The following is a 24,425-nucleotide window of genomic DNA, read 5'->3' as shown; positions in this document are numbered from 1 at the left end:
GTCCGCCGGTGCGTCCGGAACGTCCGGCAACTCGCCGGTGTCGGTCCGCCGGGCCGTGACGATGCGAGGAGCGGCCGGGGACCCGGGCGGTGCGCTGACGCCGGGCGGGCGTCCGACCGCCCCGTCCACGTCCCCGTCGTCCCCGTCCCCGTCCCCGTCCTCCGAGGGCACGGGCGCCGGCGAGGCGACGACCGGCACCGACGGAGCAGGCGCCGGCACCGTCGGCGGCGCCCCGGCCCCGTCGGCCACCGCCGCGCCCGACGCCACCTCAGCGGCTTCCCCCGAGCCTGCGGAGTCCGCGGAGTCCGCGGAGTCTGCGGAGTCCTCCGAGTCGGCGTCCTCCGCGTCCGCCGCGGAGACCGGCACGCCGCCGGCCGTCAGAACGGTCGGCGCGGTGCCCGACGCGCCCGACGCACCGGCCGCGGCCGTGGCTGCGGCAGCGGCCGGCAGCGGTGGCGCGGGCGCGAATTCCCACGCGGAGGGTGAGCCGCCCGGCCGCCGCCCCAAGAAGCCGATGCTGGCGGCTGCGGCGATCGCCGGCGCGATCCTGATCGCGGTCCCGTTCCTCGTAGCCGGACAGGACGACCGTGAGCCCGAGCGGACCCGGACGCAGAACGCGGCGGGCACGGTCCTGGGCAGCGAGCGTTCAGCCGTTCCGGACACGTACACGAGCGAGTCGCCGACCCCCTCCGTCAAGCCGAGCAAGAAGGTGAAGGAGAAGGAGAAGGAGAAGCAGGCCGTGCCGCCGGCCCCGCAGCAGACGCTCACGCCTTCCCCGAGCGCGTCCGAGAAGGCCGAGGTCAAGGTCAAGCCCAAGCCCAGGACGAAGCCCAAGCCGAAGGGGCTGACCGGGGCGGAGAAGCTCCGCCGGTGGGCCAACGGCCGTTCGGGCGTGCAGAACACGGTGATCAAGAACGCGTCGACGTCCCAGTGCGTGGACATCGCGGACTACGGCAAGGGCAAGCCGACCGATCCGGTCAACCAGTACCCGTGCAACTCCACGGCCGCCGACAACCAGCTGTGGAGTCTGGACATCGTGCGCAAGAGCGGCGGGCCACAGAACGCCCCCGTCTTCCTGATCCGCAACAGCAAGGACGGGCTCTGCCTGGACGTCGGCTACTACGACGCCAGGCCGGCCGGCTCGAAGGTCAGCGAGTTCAACTGCCGCCCGGCAGGCGACAACCAGCTCTGGTGGCTCGACCCCCGCGGGGACGGGACGAACTGGATCCGTAACGTCGTCAGCAACGACCTGTGCCTGCGCCCGACCGGCGGTGCCTCCGCCGGCAACGACGCCCGGCTCGAAATCGCCCCGTGCGGTGTCGGAGACCACTGGATCGTCTGAGCAACCAAATCGCCCCCGGCCTGTCGTGACAGGTCGGGGGCGATTTCATGCGGCGGTAGCGGAGGGATTTGAACCCTCGGTGAGTTTCCCCACACTCGCTTTCGAGGCGAGCTCCTTCGGCCGCTCGGACACGCTACCGAGAGAGAGCTTAGACCATCTCGGCCGTGCGTCGAAATCCGATTCCCCGCAGGACTGCCCCGAGGTGGGGATGCCAGGTCAGCGGTGGCGGAAGAAGGCGGTGAGAGGGGCCGCGCAGTCGGCCTCCAGCACTCCGGGGATCACCTCGGGGCGGTGGTTGAGCCGGCGGTCGCGCACGACGTCCCAGAGCGATCCGGCCGCGCCGGCCTTCTCGTCCCGGGCCCCGTAGACGACCCGGGCCACCCGGGACTGAACCAGGGCGCCCGCGCACATCGTGCAGGGCTCCAGGGTGACCACCAGGGTGCATCCGGACAGCCGCCACTCGCCGAGCGCGGCGGCGGCCCGGCGGAGGGCGAGGATCTCGGCGTGGGCGGTCGGGTCGCCGGTCGCCTCGCGTTCGTTGTGTCCCGCGGCGAGCAGCGTGCCGTCCGGGGCGAGGACGACGGCGCCGACCGGCACATCGCCGGTCGCCGCCGCCCGGTCGGCCTCGTCCAGGGCACGGCGCATGGCCACCCGCCACGGGTCCCGTACGGGATCGCGCGGTGCGTCGAGCGGTTGGGGCGGGTCCTGCGGGTGCGGTGCTTCGGTCACCCGCGGACCTTAACGGACGGTCTCCAGGACCTCGGCCGCTCCCAGCGCGTCCGCGATCTCCACCAGTGCGTCCGACCGCAGCATCAGCAGCTCCGCCTCGGGAAGCCCGAGGTCGGACAGGAGCCCGGTGTCACCGAGTGGGCCTGCCGGTACGGCGTCGAGTCCGTCGTCGTCGTTGTCGTGGTCGGCGGTGTCGTTGTCGTTGTCGGGGGTGTTGTCCGGCTCGTCGTCCTCAGTACCGTCGAGTCCGACGAGCTCTTCGAGGGCGGCAATCGAGTCCTCGGCCCCGGGTTCGCGGCCGAGCAGTTCATCGGTGAGCAGGATCTCCCCGTACGAGGAGCGGGTGGCGGCGGAGGCGTTCGAGACGTAGATACGCGGGTCCTCCTCACCGTCCACCCGGATGACGCCGAACCAGGCGTCCTCCTGCTCGATGAAAACGAGCACCGTGTCCTCGTCAACCGAGGCCTCACGGGCCAGATCCGTCAGATCGGACAGGGTCTCCACATCGTCGAGATCCGTGTCGCTCGCTTCCCACCCGTCTTCGGTGCGCGCGAGCAGTGCGGCGAAGTACACCGTGACTCTCCCACTGGTCATAGGGGTGTCGGTCCGGCGGGAGGGCAGTCGGTGGTCCGGCTGTCCTGTGTCCCGCCCATCGGAATCGTGGCAGAAACGAGGGCTTCGCGAGAGCAGTTCGGACGTTGCGTCGGCCATCAGTTCTGTCCGGGGCGGCCACCAGGGGGTTCTTCCGCAGGCCGGACGGCTACCAGCGAAACGTCCGCATCCGCATGGCCTGGCGCATTCGGGCGGCCTTGACGCGCCGGGGCTGGACCCGGTCGCGCAGCGCCTTGGCCTCGTGAAGCTCGCGGAGGAACTGGGCGCGCCGCCTGCGACGCTGCGCGTCGTTCTCCTGCGCGTCGGTGTCCGGCGCGTCCGGCGCGTCCCGTACGTCCTGCGCGTCCCGTACGTCCTGCGGGTTCCGTACGTCCTGTGGGTTCCGTACGTCCTGCGGGTTCCGCGCATCCCTGAGGCCGGGCGGGTCCGCCCCGTCCCGTTTCCGCTGTGCCCCGTCCGGCATCGGCTCATCACCCCAAGGCTGGGTCCGTATGCCCCCACCTTCCCCCCGAACGTGTGGTTGATGCCAGCGCACGGGTGCGGGAGGCGCGGCTACTGTGGGACCCATGCGGATCCACGTCGTCGACCACCCGCTGGTCGCGCACAAACTCACCACCCTGCGCGACAAGCGCACCGACTCCCCGACCTTCCGGCGCCTCGCCGACGAGCTGGTCACCCTGCTCGCGTACGAGGCGACCCGCGATGTGCGCACCGAGCAGGTCGACATCGAGACCCCGGTGACACCCACCACCGGTGTGAAGCTCTCGTACCCCCGGCCCCTGGTCGTGCCGATCCTGCGGGCCGGCCTCGGCATGCTCGACGGCATGGTGCGGCTGCTGCCGACCGCCGAGGTGGGCTTCCTGGGCATGATCCGCGACGAGGAGACGCTGCAGGCGTCCACGTACGCGTCCCGGATGCCGGAGGACCTCTCGGGCCGCCAGGTGTACGTCCTGGACCCGATGCTGGCCACCGGCGGCACCCTGGTCGCGGCCATCCAGGAGCTGATCAAGCGCGGCGCGGACGACGTCACCGCCGTCGTGCTGCTCGCCGCGCCCGAGGGCGTCGAGGTGATGGAGCGCGAGCTGGCGGGTACGCCGGTCACCGTGGTCACCGCCTCGGTCGACGAGCGCCTCAACGAGAACGGCTACATCGTGCCGGGCCTGGGCGACGCGGGTGACCGGATGTACGGCACCGCCGACTAGCAGCTTGAAGACAGGCCCTGGGGGCGCCCGCCCCGCGCGGTCCTCCTCCTGCTCAGCAGGAGGACGGCGCGGGGGAGGGCTTGAGCAGGGCGGTCAGGGCGGTGGAGGCCGCCTGGGGCGTGCTGAACGCCTTGAACTTCGTACCGATGATCAGATCGACGTCCGCGGTCTTGCGGGCGTCGGTCTTCGTCGCGGCACCCGGCAGCTGTGTGCCGAGCACCGGGAAGGTGCCGTTGAGCGAGGTCGGAGAGCCCAGCAGTATGCCGGTCCCGGAGACCTTCTTGTCGTACGTGGCGGTGGCGTTGCCGACCTTGCCGATCGCGAACCCGCGCTTCTTCAGCTCATCGGCCGCCGACTTCGCGAGCCCGCCGCGCGGGGTCGCGTTGTAGACGTTCACCTTGATCTTCCCGGGCTTCGGCAGTGCCACGGCGGGCGCGGACGGCTTGGCGGACGGGCAGTCCGCCTTGCGGTCGGCCGCGCTGGCCGTCTTGTCGCCGCCCGTGAAGACATCGATGAGCTGCAGCGTGCCCCATCCGGCCACCGCCAGGGCGACCACGGAGGCGGCGGTCGCGAGGACCAGTTTGCTGCGGCGGCGGGGGCGCCGCATGCGCGGGTACTTGTCACCCGTGATGCGGTACTTTCCGCCCATGCCTGGGGGAGTGAGCATGCTCATGGGCGCAGCGTAGTGCGACCCGGTGATGATGCCTACTAAATGATCAATGGATCGCACCCGTCCGAGTGGGAAAGCACCCGAACGAACCCCGAACGGACCCCGGACGGGCTTCGAACACGCCCCGGACGAGCTCGAACGGTCGCTGGGCGGACGGGCCCCCGGCGTGGCCGGTGCGGCGGTGTGGTGGCTCAGCCGAGTTCGAGCACGCGGGCGTGCAGTACCTGGCGCTGCTGGAGCGCGGCCCGGACCGCGCGGTGCAGTCCGTCCTCCAGGTAGAGGTCGCCCTGCCACTTCACGACGTGCGCGAACAGGTCACCGTAGAAGGTGGAGTCCTCGGCGAGGAGGGTCTCCAGATCCAGCTGGCCCTTTGTGGTCACGAGCTGGTCGAGGCGGACCGGGCGCGGCGCGACATCCGCCCACTGCCGGGTGCTTTCCCGGCCGTGGTCTGGATAAGGCTGCCCATTTCCGATGCGCTTGAAGATCACACGGAAAGCCTACCGGCCAAGGGCCTCCGGGCGCAGCCATGGGGCTGGACTGCATCACCGGTCACAAGGCATATAAGCGGCTATGGCGGGATTTCGTGTATCGGACGGGTGCGCCTATTTCCCCTTGGCGGCGACCTTCGCCGCCTTGGCCGCCTGCTTGGCCTCCTGCTTGTACGCACGGACCTCGGCGAGCGAATCGGGGCCGGTGATGTCGGCGACCGAGCGGTGCGAGCCGTCCTCCCCGTACGGTCCCGCCGCCTCGCGCCAGCCCGGCGGCCGGACGCCGAACTGCTTGCCCAGCAGCGCCAGGAAGATCTGCGACTTCTGGGTGCCGTACCCGGGCAGCGCGTTCAGCCGCTTGCGCAGCTCGGCCCCGGTGGCGGCATCGCTCCACACCGCGCTCGCCACACCGTCGTACTGCGCCACCAGGTACTGGCACAGCTGCTGCACCCGCTTGGCCATGGAGCCCGGATAGCGGTGCAGCGCGGGCTTCGCGGTGAACAGCTCGGCGAACGCCTCGGGGTCGTACGTGGCGATCTCGTGGGCGTCCAGATCGTCGCCGCCCATCCGCTGCGCCAGGGCGTACGGGCCCGAGAAGGCCCACTCCATCGGCACCTGCTGGTCCAGCAGCATGCCCACCAGGGCCGCGAGCGGACTGCGCGCGAGGAACTCGTCCGCCTCCGGCTCCTGGGCGATCCGGAGGGTGATGTCTCGTCCGTTGTCGCTCTTGGTCATGGCCCGATCATCGCGAGAGCGGGGTGCGACGGCCAGCACCATCACCGTGGGCGGAGCGGTTCGCCGCCGATTGCAGCCGTTTGCCGCCACTTTCCGTTGCTTTCGTCACCAGGCACCGTGGTGGGCCACCCCCAGGACGAGGGAGGCGACGGCCGGCAGCAGGAAGGCGGCGGGCAGCCAGTACCCGTGGTCGCGGGCGCGCAGATGGACGGCGATGGCCCCGGTGAAGAACAGCGCGAGCCCCACGGCGGCGGCCGTGCCGATCAGCGGGACGCCGAAGCCGACGAGCAGCCCGACGGCCCCCGCCGCCTTGAGCACACCCAGCCCGAACAGCGAGGAGGCGGGCACTCCCGCCTTCTCCATGTTGACGAGGATCGGCTCGTAGCGGCGGAAGTCGAATATCGCGGACATGAGGTTGATGGCGGCGGTCAGCGCGGTGACCACGGCGTAGAGGACGAACAGCATGGTGTTTCTCCCGTCTTTCGTTGTCGGGGTGCTCAGCCGTGGGCGGCGGGCGGCAGCTTGTCGGGGTTGGCGACGTTGTAGATGTCGCTGATCCGTTCACCGTCCGGTGCCAGGTCGAGGACCATCACGGCGAACGGGGTGTCGCCGCTGAACAGCACTGCCGCAGGGTCGCCGTTGACCTGCCGGTAGGCGATCTCCAGGCCCTCGCGGTGCGAGGCGCGGGAGATCAGCAGCCGGGCGACGTTGTCGCTGCCGTGCACCGGGAGCGGCCCGGCCGCCGGGGACTTCCCGCCGCCGTCGGCCCAGAGCGTGACGTCGGGGGCGAGCAGCCGCATCAGCGCGGCCAGGTCGCCGCCGAACACCGCGTCCAGGAAGCGTTCGGTGACCCGCCGGTGCAGCAGCGGATCGGGGCGGTGGCGCGGCCGGCGGGCCTGGACGTGGTCGCGGGCGCGGTGGGCCAGCTGCCGTACGGCGGCGGGGCTGCGGCCCAGGATCCCGGCCGTCTCGGTGTGCGCGTAGCCGAACACCTCGTGGAGGATGAAGACGGCGCGCTCCAGCGGGCTCAGCGTCTCCAGCACGACGAGCATCGCCATCGACACGGACTCGGCCTGCTCCGCCCGCTCGGCGGTCCCGTCGTCCGGGGGCGGCGGCGTGTCGGCGTTCGAGACGAGGGGTTCGGGCAGCCACGTACCGACGTACGTCTCGCGGCGGCGGCTGATGGCGGCCTGGCGTGAGAGGGCCTTGTTCACGGCGATCCGTACGAGGTAGGCGCGCGGGCTCTCGATCGGTCCGGCGTCCGACGCCTCGTGGCGGGCGGTCCAGGAGAGCCAGGTCTCCTGGAGCACGTCCTCGGTGTCGGTGACGCTGCCGAGCATGTTGTAGACGAGTGAGAACAGCAGCTCGCGATGGTCGACGAACACATCGGTGGCGCCGTCGGGACCGGGGTCCGGGTCGGTTCCGGGCCGGTGGCCGGGGGCGGGGTCGGACATCAGGTGCCTCCTGTCGCGGTTACACCCTGAGAGCGCTGCCGGGGGCAGGAGTGTGACATCGGCGCGGGACCGGACGGGGGACGAGCCCTCAGCCGCCGAGCCGGTCCGCCCGTCCGTGCAGGTAGCGGGCCTCCGGGAGGCTCAGCGTGGCGGCGGCCGCCGCCAGGTAGGCGGCGCGGGCCCCGGCCGGGTCACCGGCCCGCTCCAGCAGGTGGGCGCGGACCGCGTCGAGCCGGTGGTTGCCCGCGAGCCGGTCCGCGAGCGCGTCGGCCTCGGCCAGTCCGGCCGCAGGGCCGTGCACCATCGCGACGGCGACGGCCCGTCCCAGTTCGGCCATCGGTTCGGGGGCGAGGCGCACCAGGACGTCGTACAGCGCGAGGATCTGCGGCCAGTCGGTGTCCTCGGCCCGGGGTGCCTCGTCGTGCAGTGCCGCGATCGCCGCCTGCACCTGGTACGGCCCGGCCGGGCCCTCGTGCAGCGCCTCCTCGACGAGTGCGGTGCCCTCGGCGACGGCCGCCCGGTCCCAGCGGGTGCGGTCCTGTTCGTCGAGCGGGACCAGCTCCCCGTCCGGCCCGGTGCGCGCGGCGCTGCGGGCGTCGGTCAGCAGCATCAGGGCCAGGAGCCCGGTCACCGCACCGTCCCGGGGCAGCAGCCGGCGCACCGAACGGGTCAGCCGGATCGCCTCCCGGGCCAGTTCGGCGCGGTGCAGGGCGCGGCCGGAGGTCGCCGTGTACCCCTCGTTGAAGATCAGGTAGAGCACCTGGAGCACGGCGCCCAGCCGCCCGTCGCGGTCCGCCGGACCCGGCTGGACGAAGGCCGCGCCCCGGATCCGCCGCTTCGCCCGGCTGATCCTCTGCGCCATCGTCGCCTCCGGCACCAGATGCGCGCGGGCGATCTCGGCGGTGGTCAGTCCGCCGACCGCCCGCAGCGTGAGCGCGATCTGCGCGGCCGGGGCCAGCTCCGGATGGCAGCACAGGAAGAGCAGGGTGAGGGTGTCGTCCTCGGACGGCGCCCGGCCGCCGCCCGCCGCGGGCTCGTCGGGCGGCGGCGTGGTGAACGCGTCCCTGGGCGTGAGCGCCGCCGCCGTCTCCTCACGTGCCCGCCGCGCCTCGTCGCTGCGCAGCCGGTCAACGAGCCGCCGCGAGGCCACCCTGATCAGCCAGCCGCGCGGATTGTCCGGCACCCCCTGCTCCGGCCACTGCCGCGCTGCGGCGAGCAGCGCCTCCTGCACCGCGTCCTCGGCCGGGTCGAAATGCCCGTACCGGCGTACCAGCGCGCCGAGGACCTGCGGGGCGTGCAGCCGCAGCAGGTCCTCGACCTCGCTCGTACGTCTCACACATCGCCTCCGAGGTCGTCCACGGGCCGGATGACCACCGCGCTGTCGGGGGTTCCGGCGGGCGCCGGACACTGCGCGACGCGCGCGGCGATCTCGGTGACCCGCTCCAGGCTCTCGCAGTCGAGGATCCAGTACCCGGCGAGCAGCTCCTTCGTCTCCCCGTACGGACCGTCGGTGATCACCGGACGGCCGTCCTCGCCCGCCCGGACGAACCGGGCCCTGGCCGGTTCGGTCAGTCCGTTGGCGTCGACGAGCTCACCGCTCTCGGCGAGATCGTCGTTGACCGCGCCCATGAACGCGAACATGGCCTGCACGTCCTTCTCGCTCCAGGCCGGAACACCGGCGCTCGCGTTGCCGCGCATCGCCTCGTAGCCGGCCTGCGAGCCCTGCACCATCACCATGTACTTCATCGTTGCGCTCCTTGTGTCCCCGCCGCCCCTCGTGGGCGGCTTTCACAGGGGACGTCGGAACCGCGGGACGGTCCTCGACACCGCGCCGGAGATTTCTCGCGAGAACCCGAAAAGTTCCCGGAACAGCCCACCGGGGGCGGCCCGGGAATCTCCCGGGCGGCCCCCGCGCGGGCACGTCGCGTGCTCAGACGGGCACCGGCGCATCTGATGCGGCAGCCGGTGCGGAGACCTGCTCCGGGGACCGGCGCGCGGTGCGGCGCTCGGCCTGCGGAAGGTGCGCGACGACGTGTGCGTGGAAGCGGTCCACCGCGTCGTCGACGCTGCGGATGAAGCCGGACTCGGCGTTGCCGCGTGAGCCGCCCATGCCCTTGAAGAGGGAGAGCCGGAAGCCTGCGATCCGGCTGCCGTCCTTGGGGAGCATGTCGCCCGGCTCGGGCCGCAGGCGCTCCAGGGTCCCGCGCGGGCCGCTGTGCCCCTCGATGAGCGTCTCGACGTGGAGATCGGCGGGTGCCTCGGCCAGCTGACGCATCAGCCGCTTGGCCGAGGTGAGCGGGTACGCGCCCTCCGGCACAGGGATTTCCACCGAGGTGCGCAGCTTCCCGGTCCGGAGGTCCGCGGTGATCGTGATGACGCCGGGCGAACCGTCGACGCGCAGGCCTGCGGTGAGGCGCCCTTCCTCGCAGAGCTGTGCGGCGAGCGCCGCCCGCCGGGACTGCGGGGTGGTGCCGCGCGGGGCGCGCTGCACGGGGAGGGCCTTCTGGCCCAGTTGTCCACCGAGCCGCAGACATACCTGGCGGATGAGCCGTTCCCAGCTCTCGACGACCTCGACGGCGCGTGGATCGTCCTGGCCGAGCGTCTCCGTGTCGATGCCGTTGCGTACGGGCACCCACGACGCGCCCATGTTCTGGAAGCCGTGGCAGCCCGAGTTCTCGTGCTGGAGGTAGTGCAGGAGTTCCTGGAGGAGCCAGGCGTGTGCGGCGTTTCCGACACCCTCGTGCCGGATCAGCATGTGCGCCTGATGAGTCACCTCGGCCCAGGACAGGTGCCAGAGGGCGACCTTGTGCTTGCGCCGCCCGTCGGTCTTGACGTCGACGAGTGGACTGCCCTCCAGGGCAACGTCGTTGGACAGCGTGATGACGGCCTCGTAACCACGCCGGGCGGCGATGTCCATGTAGTTCTGAACCTGCTCCGACTTCAGTCCGTTCCCGTTCGTCTTCGTTTCGACGAGAGCGGTCCACAGCTTGCCGGCCCGCTCCACCCGGATCACCCCGTCCGGGCGCTTGGGGGTGTCCCCGTGCGGGAGCGAGACCTCGGTGAACGTCTCCATGCGGCCGGCCGGTGCGCCGAACGCAGCCGTGAGCCTGCGCCCGAACTCCGGTACCTGCGCCATCACCGACAGCAGTACGGAGGTGGCCCGCACCTCCCGCTCCTTGTCGCTCTTGAGCGACGGCGCGGGAAACAGCCGCGCGGACCTCCATGTGTCGTTCTCGGCGAGCGTCTTCTTCGCCACAGCCGGAAGCGTCACCTTCTTCTTCGCGGTCCTGGGGCCGCGTGTGCGCCTGGGCGGCGCTGCCGCCGGGCCCGTACCCCGATCAGCTACGGCTACGGCCTCGCCGGCCGGCCGGCGAGGCGGCGGGACGGCATGCGGCGCGGAGGCCGGCGCGAGGGGCTCATCGGCCGGAGACGGGGGCCGCTCCACGAGCTCCGGCGCGTTCGCGGTCCCGCCGTCGGCGCCGCCCTCCAGGTGCTGCTCCCCGCTCTGCTCGCCGCTCTCCTCCTCGTGCTCGCCCTCGTCGTCGACATCGATACCGAAGTCCGTGGCCAGGCCGGCCAGTCCGGTCTCGTACCCCTGGCCGATGGCCCGGTACTTCCACTCCGTGCCGCGCCGGTAGAGCTCACCGAAGATGAAGGCGCTCTCCACCCCGGCGTCGCCGATCGAGAAGCCCAGCAGCACCTCCCCGGCGCGGTCGGCGACCGTCATCCGCAGATCGTCGAGTTCGCCGAACCGGGAGCCGCCGTACCGGCTCGCGGCGACCACGAGACGTTCCACGTCGGCGGGGACCGCGGTCAGGTCGAGGCTGATGCGGTCCTCGCTCCCGCTGTCCGTCGGAGTCTTGCCCAGCAGGTGCACGCTGCCGTCGTCCGCCGCCGGGTTGTTGTAGTAGAAGAAGTCGGCGTCGCTGCGGACCTTTCCGTTGGCGTCCAGCAGCAGCACGGAGACATCGGCGTCGCCGTCCCCCGCGTTGCTGCTCCAGCTCAGACTCGCGATGACCGACCCGGCATCGGCACTCAGCTCCGCCAGGCCTACATTGGCGCCCTTGCTCAGCTCCCGCATACGGTTCCCGCCCCCCAGAAAACGCGCCACCGCGTCGGGGACGTGCCCTGGCGGCGGCCACATGGTGATTCGTTACGCAGCGCAACTCGCTGCACACCAGGGGAACGGTAGCGCTGATATGTGGCAGACGTGAAGGAATCGTGAACTCCGGATGCGGTGCTGCGCCCCGTTCCGAAGCCCCACTACGGCCGGGGCCGTCACCCGAAGATGAGCACGGCCGCGATCGCCACGAGGACCAGGCCGAGGGACGACCCCACCACGCAGCCGACCTGGTTCGTCCGTTCGGTGAGCCGGTCCAGCCAGGTCGGGGGTTCCCGCGTGGCCGACGGGGAATCGGGTGCGGGGACGGGGGCCGGGGCGGGGGCGAGCGGGGACGGGGGTGGTTGCTGGGTGCGGGGGGCCGGGTAGGTCACCGGGGTCTGGGTGATCCTGTCCCGCAGGAGCTGTTGCCACAGGACGGGCGGGAGATCGGGTGCGCTGCCGAGGGGAGGGTCGGTGATGCTCTGCCGGAGCCAGTTGCCCGCGGCGGGGTTGCGGTCCCGGCTCATGCGGTGCAGCAGTTCCTGGAGATCGCGCAGATAGCGTCCGTCCCGGGCCAGCGGAGCCACGGCCCAGGTGAACAGCGCGGCCGACTGTTCGGCGAGGACGGTCCGCGAGACGGAGTCCGCGCCCGGCCTGTTCGGTGCGAAGTACAGGCCGTTGCGCAGCGCTTCCGCGCACAGCTCGTGGCGCATCGACTCCGGCCGCGTCGAGACCCGGCCGACGCTCCCCAGCTCGTCGAGCAGCAGTTCCACGGACTCCTGCGGCATCCCGTCGGCCCGCAGTTCGGCCAGCAGCAGTTCGTCGGGGACAGCGCGCATCCGCTCAGCGAGCACGCCGCGCCCGACGGTGTCACCGCGCCGGTGGTCGAGGAGCTCCTCGTGGAGCGCCGTTTCGAGCCTGGCCGCAGGTGCGGCCGGTGCGGCCGCGTAACTGTCGTCGGCCCTCGTGTATCCGGCTGCGGGCGGCCCGGAGCGGTGCGTGGGGGATGCGGGGGGTGCCGGAGATGCGGGTGCCGGTGGTACGGCCGGGGGCGGTGGTGTCAGGGGTTCGGGGGGCGGGGCGGGGCGTTCGGCTGCCGGGGTCGCGGCCGGGTGCTCGGGCCATGGGTCCGACGGGCCCTCGGCCGCTGCCCGGTCCGGGGCGCGGGGCGGTTCTTCCGGGAGGCGGTCCGTCTCCTCCGGGTCGTGGTCCGTGTCCAGGTGGCGCTGCGGGGGAGCGGTGGCGCGGGCGCCGCGGCGGTGTTCGGCCTCCAGGATCTCGTTCAGCAGGACGCGCCGGCGCTGCCAGCCGAGGGCCGCACCGTCCCTCAGCAGGTCCGTCAGCTGCGGTACGCCCGGGGCGGCGGCCGGGTGGGCGAGGAGGTGGTCCACCAGCCGGGCGGCCGCGAGGTGTTCGAACTTCCGCTCGCCCGCCATCCGCCCGGTGATCCGGGCCAGCGGGCCGGAGCCGCCCGCGTCCGGCTCCCAGCGCGACACGCACATCAGGCGCAGCTGATGCGTGTCGGACGTGTCGTACGTGGCGAACGTCCAGTCCCGGCCCAGCCAGGAACCGAACAGCCGGTACAGGCCCAGGTACACCAACGGCACGTCGTCCGGGCCGAGTCCGCCGCCCGGGTCCACCTCGTCCGTCAGCAGGGACACCCGCTGCTCCGGATCGCGCAGCCACTCCGCGGCGACCAGGATCAGCGTGCGCCGGACGGTCTCAAGCTGCCCGGTCATGCCGCTCAGCCACTGGGACACCCGCGGTTCGAGCCGGGCGAGATCCACCAGCTTCAGTTCACCGGCAGCCCGTTCGGCGGACTCCCGGGTGCTGCCCCAGCCGCCGTGCGTGAGGCCGAGGCACTTCTCGGTCCCCAGGGTCCGCGCGTCACCGATCAGGGCGTGGCTGACCGTGCTGGGCCGGCCGCCCCGGTCCGTGGTGGGCCAGCGCCGTACGAGCATGATCCGCCCGTCGGCCGTCCGGGTGCGCACGACGCTCTGCCTCGGGGCCGCCGTACCGGACACCCACAGCAACCGGCCCAGCTCCCGGCCCAGCTCGTCCGCGAGTTCGGCCGGGCAGGAGTGGGCCACGGCCTTCATGCCGGTGCCCTGGCGGCCCTGGTTGCCCTCCCAGCGGAAGACCGCCTGGTGCACCGGGCCCTGGTCGTCGCCGCGCCGCCGGGGCTGCTGCCCGTCCCGGCGGCGGGGTCCGGCCGGGTCCCGGTGAGCGGGCCTCCGGTCCTGGAAGTCGCTCACATCGTTTCCTCTCTCGGGGAATCACTCGCTTCCGGCAGCGGTACCGCCTCCATCGCGGTCGCCCCGCCCACCGCGAACGCCTCGGCGCCGCCGGGTACTTCGATCAGTCCGTGCATCGCCAGCAGCGACAGCAGCGGCTCCAGCACCCGGCGCGGGCCCGCCCCCACCGGGTAGCGGCCCTCGGCCTCCTGGCCACCGGTGGCCGAGGAGACGTGCAGGGTGCACCGGCGGATCGAGTCGAACGGGCGCAGCCACGCCTGTCCGGCCAGCCGGCGCAGCAACGCGTACACGTCCCCGCTCTCCTCCCGGGCCAGCGCCGGGTCGAGCGCGGTCGGCGCCGCCTCGTCCAGCCACCGGTCGACGGGGGGCTGGAACCGCAGCAGGTCGGCCTTGCCGAGCACCATCGCGGCCGCCACGTCCAGGTACGGGCCGTTCTTCGGCAGCCGGTCCAGAACCGTGGCGAAGGCGAGATCGCCGTCCCGGTTCACCTCCAGGCCCAGGTGCTCCCTGGCGTGGTCCAGCTGCGGCAGCGGGAGCGCGAGCGCCGGGTCGACGACGAAGACCATGGCGTCGACCCCGAGCAGGAAGCGGAGCGCGGAGTCGGTCCGTACGAGGTCCTCGCCGCCCAGGTCGAAGAAGGCGACCGGCCGCACCTGTCCCTGCGCGTCGGTGATCAGCAGGGACTCCACGAAGCGGGCGAAGCCGTCCAGGCCGACGCCGCTGGTGTGGTCGAGGACCTTGCCGTTGCGCAGCGGCTGCACCCGTTCCCGTACGAACCGGGCGTGCTGCTCCGGGTTGACGGACTGCCACTTCAGTCCGAACGGCTCCAGGCCGCCGTCGGTGATCGCCGCGATCATCTGGGTCAGCAGATGGCTCTTGCCGGTGGAGGACTGGCCGACCATCGCGATGGTCAGCGGCTTCCCGTACGTCAGATAGGGCACCGGGATGAAGTGCTCGGGGAACTCCGGGTCGGCCGTGCACTTCTGTACGGCGCCGCGCATCACGTCCTGGCGCCGCAACGGGTTGGCGATGCCCGAGGGGTTGAGCGGCTGGTACTGCATCCGGCTGTCGGTGACGAACAGCGAGCCGAGGTCGAGCTGGATGTTCTCCAGGCAGTACGGGCAGACCACCTGGCCGGCTCCCGGCCCGTCCGGCTCGTCGTGGGGTTCGGCGGCGGGCGCCTGCCGCTTGAGGCGCAGCGTCTGCTCGAAGGCCTCCCGGTGCGGCTGCGCCTCGTCGGCGGGCACGTCGAGCGCGAGGCGCCGGGACGCGCCGGGGTCCAGGAGTTCGAGCAGCTGGGCGGGGGTCGGCCGGTCCCGGGCGAGCGGGGCGAAGGCGCCACGCAGCGTCTCGGCCAGCACCCGGTGCGAGGCGAGGTCGGCGGGCACCCGGTCGGCGGGGCCCGGCCGGCCGGTGACCAGCTGGTAGAGCACCTGGGCGGCGCTCCACACCGCGTCCCGGGGGTCGATGAGCCCCTCCGCGCGGCGCTGTTCGGGCGAGCAGTAGGGCGCCCGGCCCCAGCGGGTCCGCGGCCGCCCGGCGCGGGCCACCGCCTCCAGGCCCCAGAGCTGGAGCGTCTCGCCGTCCCACAGCACGGTGGAGGGCGAGATGCCGCGGGGCACCAGGCCCTGGCTGCCCAGCAGGCACAGCGCCCGCATCAGGCCGTGGGCCAGGGGCCGTTGGTCGGTCGCGGACATCACATGGGTGTGGGCGGCGGCGAATCCGCGCGGCGGCTCGTACAGGAGGTACGGCTCGGCCGTGTCCAGCTCATGACCGATGATCTTCGGGAAGAGTGCCGCGCCCGCCGGTGAGCCGCCGAAGGCCCGGTGCAGGCGCAGGGCGGTGCCCACCTCCGTGTCCAGCAGGGCGCGGGCCGCCGGGTTCGCCGCGTCGGGCGCGGTCAGCCGCACCTGGACGCAGTTCTGGCCCTGGTCCTCCAGGAGCGTGTTGCGGATCAGCTGCGGCAGCTGCGGATCGCGTCGGGACACCCGCGCGCCGAAGCGGGCCGGCGTGGTGCGGCGCAGGCCCGAGGGTGTGTTGAACGTGAGCGTGAGCCGCCGGGGGCTCTGCGGGCCGTCCGCCAGGTGCGAGTGAGAGGTGCTGGTCACCAGCGGTCGCCGTCCTTCGCTTCGTACTCCAGCCAGTCGCCCCCGGGGTTCTGCTGGGGGCTCTGGTACGGCCGGACGTTCTCCACCACGCCCATGCGCAGCGGGGTGAGCCGGATGAGGCCGGCGTAGCGGCCCGAGGAGGTCCACAGCACGTCCTCCGGCTGCGGCGAACCGCCGGCCCGCCAGGCCGTCTCGACCTCGCCCCGGACGGCCTGCGGTGCGAAGCGGATCCATACCGCCGCGTCCGGGTCGCGGCTGAGCAGCGTCCCCTGCTCGGGCGAGGACAGCTGCACCACGGCCCGCCGGTCGGTCTCGGCGCCGACCAGTTCGGCCAGTCCGTGCGGGTCGGTGCCCAGCAGGTTCGCGGAACCGGTGCGGGTGCGGTGGGCGGCGGCGAACGGCGGTGGCGCCAGTACGCCGTTGCGCCGGAGGTGGTGGCGGGCCGAGGACAGCAGCTCTCGCACCCGCACCTCGGTGTTGTGGATGGCGCGGGTACCGGCCTGGCCGCGTTCGACGGCGCCCCAGTACTGGTTCATCGCGACCATCGCGGCGTCCGTCAGGTCGTCGGCCAGGGTGGCGACCAGCTCGGACCCGCCCTCGCCGCTCTCGCGGTCCAGCCAGCGCGGCGTCGCGGATGTGTGGTCCTCCCACGGGTCGGCGGGCATGGCGGCGGGGTGCCACCCGTCCGCCGGCTCGTCCCAGGACCGCTCCCCCTGCCGGGTGTACGCGCTCGCCCAGCCGGCGTCCTCGTCGTCCACGTCGTCGGAGGCGGCGAACGCGTCGCCCTCCAGGGCCGAGGGGTTGTCCAGCCAGCTCTCCGCCGCGAGCGGGTCGGCCACCGGCCCCGCGTGCACCGGGACCTGTTCCGGCGCGGGTACCGCCTCGGCGTCCGCGGCGGCCGCCGTGGCCCGCAGCATCCCGGCGACGGACCGTGCCGCGTCGGCGCAGTACAGCCGCTCCTCCGCCGCCCAGTGCTCACGGACCACCTCGGCCAGCAGGCCGTCGAGCCCGTCCAGCGCCCGGCGCAGGGCCGTCGCGCCCTGGCCGGCGGCCCAGTAGGCGGCCGCCGCGTCCCAGAGCCTGCGGGCCGTCTCCACCGCGAGGACGGCCCCCACCAGCAGTCCGGCGGTGCTCAGCCAGGCCGGGGGGTCCGTCGTGTAGGCGACGGCCAGCCCGGCCGCCGCGCCGCCGACCGCCGCGATCCGGGGGCCGGCCGACCGGTGGGCGGCCGGCTCGTCGCGCAGCCGGGACGCGCCGAGCCCCGCCACGCCGAAGAACACCAGCGGGACGATGACCGCGAGCAGCGCCAGCGGCCACTGCCAGAGCGCCCCGAGTGCCCCCGCCGCGGCCGCCAGCGCGGTCGCCGCCGGACCGGTGACGAAGTCGGGCAGCGGTCCGCCGCGCGTGCCGGACCGCCGGGCCACGGCCTCGGCGGAGTGGTCGGCCAGCTTCGGCAGCAGCGCGGAACCGGGCACGGGTTCCACCTGACCGGCAAGGCCGGTGAAGCGCTGGGCCACCGCGCGCAGCGCCAGTTTCTGGCCCATCAGCTTCTTGGCGAACTCCCGCAGCCCCTCACCGATCCGCTCGCCCACCCCCTCGGCCGATGGCACCCGCAGCCCGAGCGCCGCGAGCCTGGCCGCGGCCTCGGCGGACGAGGGCGCCGCGCCGGAACCGCCGTCGCTGTGCAGGGCGGTGGTGACGAGCTCCCGGTACTGGCCGAGCGCCTCGCGGGCCTGGTCGAGATCCGCCTCGAACGCCTCCCGGTGCGAGGCCCGCAGCAGCCCGGTCAGGGCCCGCAGCCCGGCCAGGGTGGAGCGGGCCTGGTCCAGGGCCCGCGCGCACGAGCCGTACGCGCTGTCCGCCAGACCGCCCGGCTCCCGGTGGCGCTGGTCGCGCCCCGAGCGGCCGGTGGCGAGCCCGCGCAGCGGCTCCGGCAGATCGGCGCCGGACCACGTGGCCACCGGCAGGTCGGGCGCCGGCTCGGTGTCCTCGCCCGCGAACCGGCGCAGCGCGTCGCGCCAGGCCCGCTCCCGTACCTCCGGAGGCAGGTCCTGCTCCAGCAGCCGCACCCCGGGCGTCGCGACGGCCTCCGGCAGGGAGCCGAGGTCGTCGAGCACCCGCAGGAAGACGTCCGGGACCGACAGCAGGTCCACCAGGACGGCCAGGGCGTCCGGGTCGTCGGGCGCGGGCTGCTCCAGCGCGGTGCGGGCGGAGCGCAGGTCGCCCGCCCACAGCAGGGCGATGCCGGAGGACCGCAGTATCGAGGGCCGCTCCAGCCGCCGGTCCGGCTGGAACGCCTCGTCCTCACCGGCGTACGAGCCGGGCGCGCTGCCCACCAGCAGGACCAGCATCCGCACCTCGCCGACGGCGCGGTAGGTGGTGAGCAGCTCGTACTGCCGCTGGTGGTCGGTCAGTCCGGCCGGGGTGTCGACCACCAGGAACAGCGGGTAGTCGGGCTCCGGCAGCCCGGCGAGGCCGAGCTGCCGGGCGATCCTGGCCCGCAGGGGAGCGGCGGCGTCGAGCGCCGCGGCGCCGCTGCGCAGGTCCAGGTGGATGACGGTGGCGACGTCCTCGCGCGTGATCACTCCGCATCACCGTCCAGGGGGCCGCGCCGGTAGCGGTCGTTGTCGCCGTTGTCGCGGTACGGGTCCCGGTCGCCGGAGTCGTCGTCCCAGGGCGCCGGCCTGTCGGCGCGTTCCCCGGGCGCGGACCGCCGGGGGCCGCCGCCGAACGGATCGTCGTCGGGGTCCGCCCCCAACGGGTCGTACGCCGTGCGCTCCCCGTGCTGCTCGCGGTCCCTGTATCCCTCGCGGTCCGTGTGCCGCTCGCGGTCCGTGTAGGCCTCCCGCTCCCGCCGTGCGACGGGTTCGGGCTCGGGCTCCGGATACGCCTCGCGCCCGCGCTCGCCCCGGGTGCCGCGTTCCGGCTCCGGGTACGGGTCGCGCGAGCGGTACGCGCCGCCGCCCCCGCCGTCACCGCTCCGGGAGGCCGCGTAGCCGCTGGAGGCGCCCGGTGCGGTGCCGAAGTCGTCGTCATCGGCGACCGGACGCCGGGGTTCCGGGAACTCCTTGCGGGCCCGGGGCTCGGGCGTACCGCCGCGCACGTGCTCCAGCAGGGTGCGCAGGGTCGGCTGCACCGCGCGCTGGTCCCCGAACTCGGTGTCCAGCGCGGCCGGCAGCGTCTCCGCCCAGAACTCCCACAGCGGCCGGACCCAGCCCTCGACCCGCTCGCCGCCCCGCTCCCTGCGCTCGGCCAGCAGTTCCAGCTGGCGCGGGGCGATCTTCTCGACCAGCTCGACGAAGAGCGGATGCGGATCGCTGCCGGTCCTGGCCAGCCCCAGCGGCTGGGCACCCATCAGCCCCTGGCAGTAGTCCTCGACGGTCCGCTCGTCGTCCAGCACGGTCCAGCGCTCGTACGCCCGCAGCAGCTCCGCCCAGCTCGACACGCCACCGGGGAAGTCGCCCAGCCGCAGCCGGACCCCGGGCACACTCGGGCCGGTCTCGGGGAACAGCCGCAGCCGCACCCGGTCCGGCGACGCGGGGTCACCGTCCACGACGTCCACCTGGCCGTTCCACATGCAGCACAGCAGCCGGTGCAGGATCGTGCGCCGGTCCTCCTCGCTGCTCACCATCCAGCTGTCGCGGTAGCCGAGCCGCTGACGCCAGCGCAGCACGTCCTGGGCCTGCTCGGACTCCTTCGCCCTGGCCCACTGCCGCAGCACCTTGCGGGCCTCGGGCACCTGGGTGAGGCTCATCTCGCTGCGGAACAGGACGACGGTGATCGAGTCGCTCTCCACGCCCCGGTAGTCCACCGAGTTCTTCGCGTCGGACGGCAGCCGGAGCGTCTTGCCGAGGTACTCCTTCACCTCGTCCACGGCCTGCACCCGGGGGTGGGTGACCAGGACCCGCAGGGGGCCGGTGCCCTCCGGGGTGAACCCCACCGGCAGCAGCCCGGTCAGCTTGCGGCCGAACAGGTCCAGGGCCTCCTTGCTGACCTGGTCCGCGGCGTCCGCGTCACCCGCCGCCGCGGCCAGCAGGGTGCCCATCGGCGGCAGCAGCGGTCGCTCCTCCAGCTGTTCGCCGCTCTCCGCGAACAGCCGGGTGATGCGGCCCTCCAACTGCGCCTTGACGACGGCGACGGCGCTGTCCGGGCTGCGCCGGCTGAGCGTGTGGACGTTGCGCCAGGTGTCCCCGTCGATCATCTTCAGCAGGAGCGCCGCCTCGTCGTCGTGCTCCCGCAGGCCCTCCCGGCGGATCAGCCGGGTGACCAGGTCCTCGTAGAAGTGGTTGAGGGTGCGCTGGGGCGGCAGCAGGTAGGAGATTCCGGTGCGGTCCTCGTACAGTTCGAGGCCCTTCTGCGCCGAGATCTTGCGCTCCTGGTCGGAGTGTTTGCGGAAGGCGTTCACCAGGCGGCCCAGATCGGTGCCGGCGGTGTCCGCGTGGGACTGCCAGCGCTGCTGCTGCTCGCGCCAGGCCTCGTGCCAGACGGAGCGGCTGCGCCACTGGTACCAGCTGTCCTGCGCCCGGAGCGCGGCCTGCACGTCGTCGTCGCCCCAGCGGGCCGGCGACATCCCCGCCAGCCGGCCCTTGATCCGGGGGTTCTTCGGCGGCTGCTCCGTCACGCCCGGCGGGCGCTGGGGCGCGCCGGCCCGGCTGTTGAGCATGCCCAGGAAGCCGAGCCGGGCGATCTGCTCGTCGCTCCCGGGGACACCCCGTACGACACGTTCGGCGAGGAAGGGGTCGACGGTCTGGAGGAGTTTGTCGATGGCGGGGCGCGGCGAGAACCGGTCGGCCATCGAGGCGGCCTGCCGGTCGGCCTTGAACTGGAGGTCGGACAGCAGCCGCTGCATGTCCGCGCTCCGCTCGGCGAGCGCCTGCTCGATGGCCTTGCTGCCGCGCGGCAGCGGATCGGGCTCCGGCACGTCCAACTGCCGACGCTCCCACAGTTCTTCGAGCTGGGCGTCGGTGAACAGCTGGCGGATCATCGGTACGGCGCTCTCCCGCAGCGTGGCGCGCGGCCGCTCCACCAGATCCGTGACCGCCTTGCGCAGCAGCCGGCCGGCCACCAGATCGGCCAGCTGGTCCATCGGCGCGGTCATCGAGGCCACCAGGCTGGTGGAGACGCCCTGTCTGCCGATCCCGGTCGGGGACACGGCGCTGCGCTGCACCCCTCGGTTGATGAAGCTCGCGGCGAAGGTCTGGAAGTCGTCGTCGGCCGCCGTCACCCGGCCGCGTGAGCGCCCGTCGCCCAACTCGGTGCCGATCAGCGACATCACCAGGGAGACGATGGAGCGGCGCAGGTCGTCCTGGCGGATGCCCGCGGTCGGGCTGAACAGGAACGCGGTGGGCAGGATGCCGGTCCGCAGCCGGATCGGCGTCATGCCCGGGTAGCGGATGCCGATCCCGGGGCTGTGGTCCAGGTCGCCGATCTCCTCGCCCTCGGTCGGCGCGTTCTGCCCGTCCACGAGGCGGAACAGGTCGACCAGGGCGCGGGCCGCGTTGAGCTCGGCCTCCCGGCCGCCGCCGCCGGACGCGGAGAACGAGGACGGCATCACGACCAGCGGGTAGATCTTCACCCCGTCGAAACGGCGCAGCTGGAAGGCGTAGTTGATCAGGTGCAGGTAGTCCAGGAAGATCCCGGCGCCGGTCCCCCCGGCCACCGAGAAGGCGACGAACACATCGCAGCCGGTGGCTTTGCCGCCGCCCAGTTCGCTCAGTTCGCCGGAGGCCCTGGCGATCGCGTCGATCGCCTGCAGCAGCGGCTCCAGGACCGGTGCCAGGCTGTGCCGGAGCGTCGCGAAGAGCGCGGCCCGCCCGACGGTGGGCAGCTGGCCCGCACCGTTGTGGAGCGGGGTGACCTTCGGTTCGTCGGTGCGCGGCGGCAGCCAGTCGGAGACCTCCTCGCGCAGGCTCGCCCGCAGCATCTTGGTCACCTCCGGCGAACTGTCGAAGTTCGGCAGCAGGTTGTGGGTGGCCCGCGAGGTGCGGGCGTACGCGGCCCGCAGCGAGGGGTCCACATTGAACTGCGGCAGCCGCTGCAGATCGGACTCGCTGTAGTCGGCGTACACGAACTGCAGGCAGTCCGGGAGCTGGTAGGGGGCGTGGCCGCCCAGGTGGCTGAGCGCGACACCGTCGGGACCGCACAGTTCGGCGCGCAGCTTGCGCTCCAGTTCCGCGCCGACCAGACCACCGGTGCCGCCCAGTCCGACGAAGAGCATCGGCTGGAAGATCTTCATGGGTTCCTCCCCGCTTACGGCCGTGTCGACGGCCGGTTCGTCCTCGGTACGTCCTCGTTGCGTCCACGGGCCCCCTTGGCTCGGCGGCCCCGGGCCCGTGCACGGGGGGCGGGATTCCGGCGCACCGGCCCGCCCCCGCCCGTCACAGGTACGTCTCGTCGTAGGTGCTCGCGCCCCCGTCCGCGGCCGTCGGCGCGGACGGGCCCGCGGCGGGGGCGCCCGGCTGGGCGCCGAGGGACAGGCTCAGCGAGTCCGTCAGCTCGACCCGGCCCTGCACGGGCAGCCGGGTCCGCCCGCCGCCACGCGTGCGCAGTACGGCGCCGCCCTCGGGGCTGCGTTGGACGGCGTACTGGCCGTGGGCGCGGCGCTCGATGCGCGGGCTGCGGTGGGGTTCGACGACGGCGAACTCGTACCACTGCTTGTGCCCGTGCCCGGCCGGGTGCTCGCTGAGGATGTCGCCCTGCTCGGAGACCAGTTGCAGCACCAGACCGAACGGGTCGCGGCGGCGCCGGCGCAGCCTGCGCCAGGCGGCGACCGCCACGGCGGCGAGTACGGCGAGCACGGCGCCGGCCATGAACGCCCACCAGTACCTTTCCCAGATCCCGGGCTCCGGCGTGACCCGCACCGACAGCGGGGACCCCACCAGCGGACGGTCGGAGTCCGTGGCGTCGACGACCCGCAGGGTGCCGCCCAGCCGCAGCCCGTCGTCGCCGAGCCGGTCGCCGAAGACGTCGGCGGGAGCGACCTCGACGCTCACCTTCCGGGTGCCGGTCTCGCCGGGCTTCAGCACGATCTGCGCCGGGCCGGCCGTGAGCATGTCGCGGCCGATGTCGGCGACGGACAGCCGAAGGGTGTGCGGGGCGTTGCTGGTGTTGTGGACGGACAGGGTGCCCTCGACGGTGGCGCCGGGATGGACGTCGGCGGCGGGCAGGTTGAGCCCGGCGACGACGGCCGGCTCGCCCGGCGGGACCTCGCCGCTCTCGCTGCGCACGTCGGCGGTGAGCCCCGAGGCGGTCAGGGTGCCGGTCACCTTCAGCGCGCCCCCGGCCCCCTTGGGGATCTGCACGGTCCCGGTGAACGAGCCGTCGCCCTTCTCCGGGTCGGCGCCGGTGCCGTCGTCGGTGAGGCTCAGCTCCAGCGGCTCGAACCCGTCCCCGGTCAGCGTGCTCGACACCCGCAGCCCCGCGTAGTCGCGCGGGTCCTTGATCTCGTAGCCCTCGCGGGTCTGCAGCCGCATGGACACCTTGGTCTTCTGGCCGGCCTGCGGCGACGGCGGGTCCATCGTGATGGCTCCGCGCAGCTCGCCGTGCCAGAGCACGCTGACGCCGACGGGCAGCGAACGGTGCCCCTCCGGGGCCTCGACCTTCACCTTCCAGACGCCGGGCACCGGGTCGGTGATCTTCAGCGCCTCGACGGTGCCGCCGGCCCCCGCCAGCTCGAACTTCGAGCTGCGGTACGTGCCCGAGGTGGGCACCTTGTGGCCGCTCGGGTCGAAGTAGGTCGCGGTCACCTCGGGGTCGCCCTTGTCGACCACGATGCTGCCGACGGTCGCCAGCGGCGAGACCCCGATCTCCAGCGTGGTGGGCGGCCGGTCACTGGGGCCCCGGCTGTAGCGCAGGCAGTGGGCCGCGGCGAAGATCTTCTCCAGCATCGGGCCGACGTCCTTCGCGCCGGAGACCTTGCCGGCCTTCGGGCGCGCGGAGGGCAGTTCGACGCAGCCCTTCTGGTAGCCGCCGGCCGCGATCCGGTCGAGCTGCGCCTTGTCCGGGGCGGACCCGAAGCCCAGCGGCCAGACCTGGACCTGCTGGGCGGCGGCCTCCTTGAGCGCCGCGGTCAGCTGGCGCTCGCCCTCGGCCGCGCGGTGCGCCTCGCCGCCGTACTTCTCGCTGTCGGTGACGTCCATCCGGCCGTCGGTGAGGAGGAACAGCACCCGGGGCACCGAGGGGTCGGTGCCGGTGCTCAGATCGTGCACCCCCTGGCGTATCGCGCTCGGGAAGTCCGTGCCGGTGCCCTCGTCCGCCTTGCGGCTGCGCAGTCTGCCGACGCACCCGCCGATCGACTCGCGCCCGGCCGCGTCCAGTTGGGTGCGCGGGCACACCGGGTCGACCGCCCGCTGGTCACCGGTCTCGGCGGCGGCGAAGCCGAAGACGGTGACGTTCGAGGCCTCGGAGACGTCACCGATCGCGATCCGCGAGGCGGCGGCCTTCTCCGCCTTCATGTCCGCGGGCGCGAGACTGGCGGACTCGTCCACGCCGACGGCGTAGTTGACCGCGGCGGAGGCCGGTTCGGACGCCGCCACCGGCACCGGATCATGACCGGCGGGTGACAACAGGGCCGCGAGCACGGCGGCGCCGCCCAGCGCGCAGAGCGCGCTCCGGCGCAGCCGGCCCCTTCCCGTCCGCCGTCCTGCCCTGACTCTTCCCACGGCCGTCCCCTTATTCAGTCTCTGTGGCTCTGCGGTTCTTTGTGACGGGCCGTGGTGCGCGCCCGTGC

At 73.3% G+C, this 24,425-nt stretch carries 18 protein-coding genes and 1 tRNA gene; 2 read left to right on the top strand and 17 right to left on the bottom strand.

What is annotated here, in order from left to right:
* Positions 1 to 61: 61 nt before the first annotated feature.
* Positions 62 to 1,342 carry an RICIN domain-containing protein gene (locus tag EDD93_RS09580; protein ID WP_260255903.1) on the top strand — a complete coding sequence of 427 codons (1,281 nt, stop codon included), beginning with the start codon at positions 62 to 64 and terminating at the stop codon, positions 1,340 to 1,342.
* Between the two features lie 53 nt (positions 1,343 to 1,395).
* On the opposite strand, the gene EDD93_RS09575 is transcribed toward EDD93_RS09580, so the two are convergent.
* The 4 genes from EDD93_RS09575 to EDD93_RS40145 all read right to left on the bottom strand — a co-directional run bounded on the left by EDD93_RS09575 (position 1,396) and on the right by EDD93_RS40145 (position 3,146).
* Positions 1,396 to 1,480 (bottom strand) — tRNA-Ser (locus EDD93_RS09575).
* 78 nt (positions 1,481 to 1,558) lie between these two features.
* Positions 1,559 to 2,071, bottom strand: coding sequence for a tRNA adenosine(34) deaminase TadA (tadA, locus tag EDD93_RS09570; RefSeq protein WP_123524741.1), 513 nt, complete (start codon positions 2,069 to 2,071; stop codon positions 1,559 to 1,561).
* A 9-nt stretch (positions 2,072 to 2,080) separates the two neighbouring features.
* A complete protein-coding gene (locus EDD93_RS09565; protein WP_123524740.1) occupies positions 2,081 to 2,644 on the bottom strand; it encodes a hypothetical protein in 564 nt (187 codons plus the stop codon).
* 187 nt (positions 2,645 to 2,831) lie between these two features.
* Positions 2,832 to 3,146, bottom strand: coding sequence for a hypothetical protein (locus EDD93_RS40145; protein ID WP_260255678.1), 315 nt, complete (start codon positions 3,144 to 3,146; stop codon positions 2,832 to 2,834).
* A gap of 103 nt (positions 3,147 to 3,249) precedes the next feature.
* Here EDD93_RS40145 and upp point away from each other — a divergent pair, with 103 nt between their 5' ends.
* A complete protein-coding gene (gene upp, locus EDD93_RS09555) occupies positions 3,250 to 3,885 on the top strand; it encodes a uracil phosphoribosyltransferase (RefSeq protein ID WP_123524739.1) in 636 nt (211 codons plus the stop codon).
* Positions 3,886 to 3,937: 52 nt separating this feature from the next.
* On the opposite strand, the gene EDD93_RS09550 is transcribed toward upp, so the two are convergent.
* The 13 genes from EDD93_RS09550 to EDD93_RS09490 all read right to left on the bottom strand — a co-directional run bounded on the left by EDD93_RS09550 (position 3,938) and on the right by EDD93_RS09490 (position 24,357).
* The gene (locus EDD93_RS09550; RefSeq protein WP_123524738.1) at positions 3,938 to 4,534 is read right to left on the bottom strand and encodes a LytR C-terminal domain-containing protein; all 597 of its coding nucleotides are present in this window, start codon (positions 4,532 to 4,534) and stop codon (positions 3,938 to 3,940) included.
* A 212-nt stretch (positions 4,535 to 4,746) separates the two neighbouring features.
* Complete coding sequence (locus tag EDD93_RS09545; RefSeq protein ID WP_073736427.1) at positions 4,747 to 5,043, bottom strand: type II toxin-antitoxin system VapB family antitoxin; 297 nt, start codon at positions 5,041 to 5,043, stop codon at positions 4,747 to 4,749.
* 114 nt (positions 5,044 to 5,157) lie between these two features.
* Positions 5,158 to 5,778, bottom strand: coding sequence for an HhH-GPD-type base excision DNA repair protein (locus tag EDD93_RS09540; RefSeq protein WP_123524737.1), 621 nt, complete (start codon positions 5,776 to 5,778; stop codon positions 5,158 to 5,160).
* A 105-nt stretch (positions 5,779 to 5,883) separates the two neighbouring features.
* The gene (locus EDD93_RS09535) at positions 5,884 to 6,243 is read right to left on the bottom strand and encodes a DoxX family protein (RefSeq protein WP_123524736.1); all 360 of its coding nucleotides are present in this window, start codon (positions 6,241 to 6,243) and stop codon (positions 5,884 to 5,886) included.
* A gap of 32 nt (positions 6,244 to 6,275) precedes the next feature.
* The gene (gene sigJ, locus EDD93_RS09530; protein WP_123524735.1) at positions 6,276 to 7,232 is read right to left on the bottom strand and encodes an RNA polymerase sigma factor SigJ; all 957 of its coding nucleotides are present in this window, start codon (positions 7,230 to 7,232) and stop codon (positions 6,276 to 6,278) included.
* Positions 7,233 to 7,320: 88 nt separating this feature from the next.
* On the bottom strand, positions 7,321 to 8,568 hold the full coding sequence (locus tag EDD93_RS09525; protein WP_123524734.1) for an RNA polymerase sigma factor: 1,248 nt from the start codon (positions 8,566 to 8,568) through the stop codon (positions 7,321 to 7,323).
* Positions 8,565 to 8,978, bottom strand: coding sequence for a YciI family protein (locus EDD93_RS09520; protein WP_123524733.1), 414 nt, complete (start codon positions 8,976 to 8,978; stop codon positions 8,565 to 8,567). The genes EDD93_RS09525 and EDD93_RS09520 overlap by 4 nt, the downstream gene beginning before the upstream one ends.
* Before the next feature lie 184 nt (positions 8,979 to 9,162).
* Positions 9,163 to 11,313: a TerD family protein gene (locus EDD93_RS09515; RefSeq protein ID WP_185092259.1), complete on the bottom strand. Its 2,151-nt coding sequence runs from the start codon at positions 11,311 to 11,313 to the stop codon at positions 9,163 to 9,165.
* A gap of 197 nt (positions 11,314 to 11,510) precedes the next feature.
* Positions 11,511 to 13,589 carry a hypothetical protein gene (locus EDD93_RS09510; RefSeq protein ID WP_123524732.1) on the bottom strand — a complete coding sequence of 693 codons (2,079 nt, stop codon included), beginning with the start codon at positions 13,587 to 13,589 and terminating at the stop codon, positions 11,511 to 11,513.
* Positions 13,586 to 15,697, bottom strand: coding sequence for a hypothetical protein (locus EDD93_RS09505; protein ID WP_260255677.1), 2,112 nt, complete (start codon positions 15,695 to 15,697; stop codon positions 13,586 to 13,588). The genes EDD93_RS09510 and EDD93_RS09505 overlap by 4 nt, the downstream gene beginning before the upstream one ends.
* Positions 15,694 to 18,282, bottom strand: a complete 2,589-nt coding sequence (locus tag EDD93_RS09500; RefSeq protein WP_123524731.1) for a hypothetical protein — start codon at positions 18,280 to 18,282, stop codon at positions 15,694 to 15,696. Before EDD93_RS09500 ends, EDD93_RS09505 begins: the two co-directional genes overlap by 4 nt.
* Positions 18,279 to 21,932, bottom strand: a complete 3,654-nt coding sequence (locus EDD93_RS09495; protein ID WP_123524730.1) for a tubulin-like doman-containing protein — start codon at positions 21,930 to 21,932, stop codon at positions 18,279 to 18,281. The genes EDD93_RS09500 and EDD93_RS09495 overlap by 4 nt, the downstream gene beginning before the upstream one ends.
* A 142-nt stretch (positions 21,933 to 22,074) precedes the next feature.
* Positions 22,075 to 24,357, bottom strand: a complete 2,283-nt coding sequence (locus EDD93_RS09490) for a VWA domain-containing protein (RefSeq protein ID WP_185092258.1) — start codon at positions 24,355 to 24,357, stop codon at positions 22,075 to 22,077.
* Positions 24,358 to 24,425: the final 68 nt, after the last annotated feature.

The organism is Streptomyces sp. 840.1, assembly GCF_003751445.1.
Lineage (GTDB): Bacteria > Actinomycetota > Actinomycetes > Streptomycetales > Streptomycetaceae > Streptomyces.
Note: the sequence above shows the minus strand (reverse complement) of the source record. Positions and strands in the feature narration are given on the sequence as shown.